The sequence below is a fragment of the Psychrobacter sp. genome (assembly GCF_035469765.1).
Classification (GTDB): domain Bacteria; phylum Pseudomonadota; class Gammaproteobacteria; order Pseudomonadales; family Moraxellaceae; genus Psychrobacter.
Window position 1 is genome coordinate 1 of sequence record NZ_DATIRM010000099.1, and the last position, 6,024, is coordinate 6,024.

The 6,024-nt window shown below is 43.7% G+C and carries 7 protein-coding genes; all 7 read left to right on the plus strand.

The window, feature by feature from the left end; translation table 11 throughout:
• A partial coding sequence (gene ureA, locus VLN09_RS02715; RefSeq protein WP_325243673.1) for an urease subunit gamma occupies nucleotides 1-216 on the plus strand: 216 nt, incomplete at its 5' end.
• Nucleotides 217-295: 79 nt separating this feature from the next.
• Nucleotides 296-2,428 carry an urease subunit alpha gene (gene ureC, locus VLN09_RS02720; protein WP_325243674.1) on the plus strand — a complete coding sequence of 711 codons (2,133 nt, stop codon included), beginning with the start codon at nucleotides 296-298 and terminating at the stop codon, nucleotides 2,426-2,428.
• 74 nt (nucleotides 2,429-2,502) lie between these two features.
• Nucleotides 2,503-3,051: an urease accessory protein UreE gene (ureE, locus tag VLN09_RS02725; RefSeq protein ID WP_325243675.1), complete on the plus strand. Its 549-nt coding sequence runs from the start codon at nucleotides 2,503-2,505 to the stop codon at nucleotides 3,049-3,051.
• Nucleotides 3,044-3,859 (plus strand): urease accessory protein UreF, encoded by an 816-nt coding sequence (locus tag VLN09_RS02730; RefSeq protein WP_325243676.1) that lies wholly within the window; start codon nucleotides 3,044-3,046, stop codon nucleotides 3,857-3,859. Before ureE ends, VLN09_RS02730 begins: the two co-directional genes overlap by 8 nt.
• A 38-nt stretch (nucleotides 3,860-3,897) precedes the next feature.
• Nucleotides 3,898-4,551 (plus strand): urease accessory protein UreG, encoded by a 654-nt coding sequence (ureG, locus tag VLN09_RS02735; RefSeq protein WP_263240216.1) that lies wholly within the window; start codon nucleotides 3,898-3,900, stop codon nucleotides 4,549-4,551.
• Nucleotides 4,552-4,668: 117 nt separating this feature from the next.
• Nucleotides 4,669-5,355, plus strand: a complete 687-nt coding sequence (locus VLN09_RS02740) for a HupE/UreJ family protein (RefSeq protein WP_325243677.1) — start codon at nucleotides 4,669-4,671, stop codon at nucleotides 5,353-5,355.
• Between the two features lie 54 nt (nucleotides 5,356-5,409).
• Nucleotides 5,410-5,772 (plus strand): ATP-binding protein, encoded by a 363-nt coding sequence (locus VLN09_RS02745; RefSeq protein ID WP_325243678.1) that lies wholly within the window; start codon nucleotides 5,410-5,412, stop codon nucleotides 5,770-5,772.
• Nucleotides 5,773-6,024 lie beyond the last annotated feature (252 nt).

Genomic DNA, 6,024 nt, shown 5'->3' on the forward strand with positions numbered 1-6,024 from the left:
CTCAATTATCCTGAGTCTATCGCTTACATTAGCATGCTACTGATGGAAGGCGCGCGTGATGGCCAAACCGTGGCGCAACTGATGAGTGAAGGAGCCACTTATCTCTCTGCCGATGACGTCATGGAAGGTATTGCAGAGATGATACATGATGTCCAAGTTGAAGCCACTTTCCCCGATGGCACTAAGCTTGTGACGGTACATAATCCCATCGTATAGCTTGCTTGCTATAAAGCCGTATAAAACGATATTGAACTAAAATAGAGCTATTGCCGTAAGACTATTAAGGATAATAAAAATGACGATGAAAGCAGGCGAATATAAGATTAAAGCAGGCGATATGGCTTTGAATGCTGGTCGCTGCGTTCGAACCATAGCAATAATCAATACAGGCGACCGCCCTATTCAAATCGGTTCTCACTATCATTTCTTTGAGGTAAACGCAGCACTTAGCTTTAATCGAGATTTAACAATTGGATACCGGCTAAACATCCTATCTGGTACTGCTGTGCGCTTTGAGCCAGGACAAACACGCGACGTTGAGCTGGTTGCCATCGCAGGTAGACAGCATATCTATGGTTTTTCAGGCAAAGTTATGGGAATAGCTAAAGTCAAAGCAAGCAAAGACACTTCGCAAAAACGCATTGACAGACGTATTTATGCCGAGCATTTTGGCCCTACCACAGGGGACAAAGTACGCTTGGCAGATACGGATTTATGGCTTGAGGTTGAATATGATTTGACCAACCATAGTGACCAAAATACTGATATTGATAGTATCAGCATTGGTGAGGAGGTCAAATTTGGCGGCGGCAAGGTTATCCGCGATGGCATGGGTCAGTCACAGCTAATAGGCGACCAAGTTGCCGATACTATTATTACCAATGCTTTGATTGTAGATTATAGCGGTATCTATAAGGCAGATATCGCTATCAAAGAGGGTCATATCAGTGGCATTGGTAAAGCTGGCAACCCTGATATTCAGCCTAACGTGACGTTACCTATTGGCGCGGCTACGGAAATTATCGCAGGGGAAGGTAAAATTTTGACTGCTGGCGGTATCGATAGTCATATTCATTTTATCGCGCCGCAGCAATGTGAAACGGCATTGATGTCTGGTATAACCACGATGTTAGGCGGTGGCACGGGGCCTGCTGAAGGTACTCTTGCTACAACGTGCACTCCTGGTGCTTATCATATCCACAGCATGCTAAAAGCCACCGATTCTATTCCGATGAATATCGGATTATTAGGTAAAGGCAATGTTAGTTTACCTACGCCTATTGTCGAGCAGATTGAAGCAGGCGCTATCGGTCTTAAACTTCATGAAGACTGGGGCTCCACACCTAAAGCGATTGATAACTGCCTTAGCGTGGCTGAAGAATACGATGTGCAAGTGGCTATTCACACCGATACGTTAAATGAAAGCGGCTATTTAGATAGCACTCTAGGCGCGTTTAAAGACCGCTGTATTCACACCTTCCATACTGAAGGCGCTGGCGGCGGTCATGCCCCAGATATCTTAAAAGCTATTGGCGAAACCAACGTCTTACCCTCATCCACCAACCCAACGCGCCCTTTCACTATTAATACCATTGACGAGCATCTCGATATGCTCATGGTTTGTCATCACCTAAGCCCAGCCATTGCTGAAGATGTTGCTTTTGCAGAAAGCCGTATTCGTAAAGAAACCATTGCTGCTGAAGATATTTTACAAGATATGGGTGCCATCTCCATGATGAGTAGTGATTCGCAAGCCATGGGACGCGTGGGAGAAGTCATTATTCGAACGTGGCAAACGGCTGATAAAATGAAAGCCCAACGTGGCCACCTTGCTCCTGATCAGTCGGCCAAAACTGAGCAGTCCTCACAGAATATCATGCTAAGTCCTACTGACTCTGATAGCGGCAATGATAATTTTCGTATCAAACGCTACCTCGCAAAATACACCATCAATCCTGCCATTACCCATGGCATTAGTGATGAAGTGGGGTCAGTTGAAATAGGAAAGTGGGCAGATTTAATTTTATGGTCGCCAGCATTTTTTGGGGTAAAGCCTGACCTTATCATTAAAGGTGGCTTGATTGCAGCAGCGCCCATGGGCGACCCCAATGCTTCCATCGCTACCCCGCAGCCTGTGCATTATCGCAGCATGTTTGGTAGCTTCCCCAAAACAGTGGCGCAGACTTGTATGACTTTTATGTCAAGCGCTGCGATAGACAAAGGCGTTGACAAGCAATTAGGACTAGAAAAAGTCATTAAAGCAGTACATAACATTCGTCAGGTACGCAAACAAGACATGAAGTTCAATAGCTACTGTCCTCAGATGGAGGTCAACCCAGAGACCTATGAAGTGTATGCCGATGGTGAGCTGTTGACCTGTGAGCCTGCCGACTATCTACCGATGGCACAGCGCTACTTTTTATTCTAGCTGCTTTTTATTGTCATGCTGATAATGCCCAATCAGCTGTGAATCATCTATTTTAACGGACTATAAACATAATTATGAACATTTATACGCAACGTCTCGATCCATCAACCTTCATCGCTGAGCAACAAGCAATTATTGATAGGCAAAAACAGTCAGCAAACTTTTTATATTTAGATTTTGATACCCGTCAGCGTAGTCGTTTTAAAGCAGAAACACAGCACCAAGAAACCATTGGTGTTGATTTACCACGTACGGAAACCATTAAGAATGGCAGTGTGCTGGCAGATCATCAAGGCAACCTAATACAGATTATTGCAGCCAAGCAAGCTTTAATCGAAGTGACTGCCGATAATGGCTTTGACCTTATGAAAGGTGCTTACCATTTAGGCAACCGCCATGTGCCTTTAATGCTTACACCTAATGCACTGTACTTTGAGCCTGACCATGTTTTAGAAGCGATGTTACATCAACTTGGCCTACAGACCCAAGCCGTACAAGCGCCGTTTGAGCCAGAAACGGGTGCCTATAAAGGCAATCAAGGCGGACATTCTCACTCTCATGGTCATAGTCATCATGGTCACGACCATGACCATTCACATACCCACGGCAACTCTCATGACTAATCATGCCACGCACTCCCAGCATCCTGCTAGTACAGCACAAGGTATAAATGATCTGAATAATGCAGATGTGACCGGACGTTTGCTCATGCTGGCGTCAAGCAACTTACCTATTGGCAGTTATACCTACTCGCAAGGCATAGAACCTGCTATTGAGTCAGGGTTTATTCATGATGAAAGCAGTAGCATGGATTTTATGAGTGATTACCTGGAGCTGGCATTATGTCGTTATGAGCTACCGCTACTGGCGCTGATGATAGAGGCACTTATGATTGATGACGTCGCACTTGCTGATGCTTTAGGTGCAGATTACCACGCTAGCCGCGAAACCAAAGAGTTCGTTTATGAGTCGAGCCAATTGGCGCTGTCTTTATCATCATGGCTTGATAATGTCCTTGAACTCAACGTGCCTGATAGCTTACTCGCTCATGGGTTTTTGCCACTGTTTGCCCATATTAGCTCGCATTGGCAATTTAACCCTGTACAAGCTATGACCACTTACGCTTTTGGTCAAATCGAAAATATGGTGCTGGCTGTGGTCAAAACAGTACCACTTGGGCAAATGGCAGGACAGCGAATCATTTGGCAGCTGCAACAGCTACTAAGTCAGCAAATACATCCACTGGCTGCTAGCGTCAAGCAAAGTTTTTTGTACGCTCAAGGCCTGCCGTTAATGGCAGATACGCCTGACATAACAATATCAAGGCTAAATCTACTTTATCAACAGTTACAAATATCCGCCAACTTACCAAATTTAGCGATCCTGTCTTGCCAGCATGAAAGGCAATATAGCCGCTTATTTCGCTCTTAATGGCTGAGAACCCTAACACTTATTAAGGACATTTATTTATGGCACTAACCCCTAAAGTCGAAAACAAACATTCAGACACGACATTATCACCACTACGCCTAGGTATAGGCGGTCCTGTAGGCTCAGGAAAAACGGCGTTGACGCTGAGATTGTGTCAACGCCTGCGCGATGACGTCAACATGGCAGTAGTGACCAATGATATATATACCAAAGAAGATTCTGAATTTTTAACCCGTAATGAGGCCATGCCAGCCGAGCGCATTCGCGGTGTCGAAACGGGTGGCTGCCCGCACACTGCCATCCGTGAAGATGCCTCAATTAACCTATCTGCTATCGCCGAATTACAGCAGCAGTTTGCAGGGCTTGAACTCATTATTATCGAATCTGGTGGGGATAATTTAGCGGCGACCTTTAGCCCTGAATTATCCGACTTAACTCTATATGTCATCGACGTTTCTGCAGGCGATAAAATCCCTCGTAAAGGTGGGCCTGGCATCATGAAATCTGACTTACTCATTATCAATAAAACCGATCTTGCCCCTCTCGTAGGCGCGTCACTTGAGGTGATGGCACGTGATGCCAAAAAAATGCGCGGCGATAAGCCTGTGGTCTTTAGTAACATGAAAACAGGCGAAGGCGTTGATGACATTGTTGCCTTTATCCTTGATAAAGGCATGATAAGTATAGCGTAAGACAGCGCCTATAATGCCACATGCTATGCCATAAATAGGCGTTCTTAAAACTACTGAATGATAAGCGGATTATCAAACAGTGATCATATCGATTTGTTTACATATTAAGGATTTATCATGACCACAAAAACATTACAAACCATGATACGTAAAAACCTGACCAACAAAACGGCAATAGCTAGTGGCTTAGCACTGCTATCATTATTAGCAACGCTACCCAAACTGGCATTTGCTCACCCTGGGCATGGCTTGATGGCAGCTAAGGGCGTATTTAGCAACTCAATGTTGTCTGGTATGTTGCATCCTTTGACGGGTTTTGATCATCTGATGCTCGCAATGGGTATGGGCATGCTCTTTACTCAAATGCACAGCTTTAAAAAAGGCTTTGCCTCATTAGCCATTGGTTTACTAGTAGGGTTTGCCCTAGGCTTAAGTATGAGCTTTAATAGCACGTTTATTGAATTCGGTATCATAATGTCTATTGTCTTACTAACCTTGGCACTTATGAGCCGCTACTTTAACTATGCACTGAATCAAAGCAACGAAGCATCAGTAAAAACATGGCATAACTTATCCATCATTGGCTTTGGTGCACTCGCTATGTTCCACGGTGCAGCGCATGCCATTGAAGTTCCTGCTAACAGTACTACTGCTGGCTTTTTCATGGGTATGATTATCGCCATGCTTGGGGTTTATAGTGTCGGCAAAGGCGTTGCCACTTGTCTAAACACTTACCTGCAAGACAGCCTGATTATTCAACGCATTATGGCGGTTGTCGGTTTATGCGCTGTATTGTTTAGTTAGTTCTGTCAGAATATATAGTATAGAGGGCTGAGCTATGTAGTCTGCTTTTCTTAGGTGGATCTACGTGCCACTAATGAAAGTATCATTACTATAACAGCATCAATCGTCACCTTGAGTTTTGCCGTCGATTTTGTTGATACTCTTAGTACTGCAAAAAGCAATACTCAACCCTCGAAGCAATCTTGGTTAAAAATAATTGTAGCTAATCACTTAGATAAACCTTTAAATCAGATTGAAACAGACAAATTATTTGAGCGATTCTACCGTCATGATAAGATCAGCCAGCACCATTCAGGGTCAGGTTTGGGGCTGTCTATCGTGCAGGCAATCACTAATACTCATAAAGGTACGGTTAGTATCACTATCAAAGATGAGTATTATTTTGAGGTTACTGTAGGTTTATTGATTGCTAGGTAGCAAACACCTCAATATTCTAGTGTTCGAAATATGAATAATATGTAGACATCCCATAGGTTTATTTTATTTTGATAAGTCGAAAAAGCCCTATATGCCATTATTTATACAGTGCAGAGGGTTGGGGTATGAAATTTACTTTTCTTAGGTGATGTTCTTAATATTGGGGTTTGATTATTTTAAAACCGATATAATGCTGCTGGGATGAATTTTTCAAAGCTTCTTAATTGCGTTGGATACAGCAAACTAGTAGAA

Excerpts from the sequence above, each read along its gene's own strand:
- ureC (WP_325243674.1), top strand. The coding sequence starts at position 296 with ATGACGATGAAAGCAGGCGAATATAAGATTAAAGCAGGCGATATGGCT.
- ureE (WP_325243675.1), top strand. The coding sequence starts at position 2,503 with ATGAACATTTATACGCAACGTCTCGATCCATCAACCTTCATCGCTGAG.
- VLN09_RS02730 (WP_325243676.1), top strand. The coding sequence starts at position 3,044 with ATGACTAATCATGCCACGCACTCCCAGCATCCTGCTAGTACAGCACAA.
- ureG (WP_263240216.1), top strand. The coding sequence starts at position 3,898 with ATGGCACTAACCCCTAAAGTCGAAAACAAACATTCAGACACGACATTA.
- VLN09_RS02740 (WP_325243677.1), top strand. The coding sequence starts at position 4,669 with ATGACCACAAAAACATTACAAACCATGATACGTAAAAACCTGACCAAC.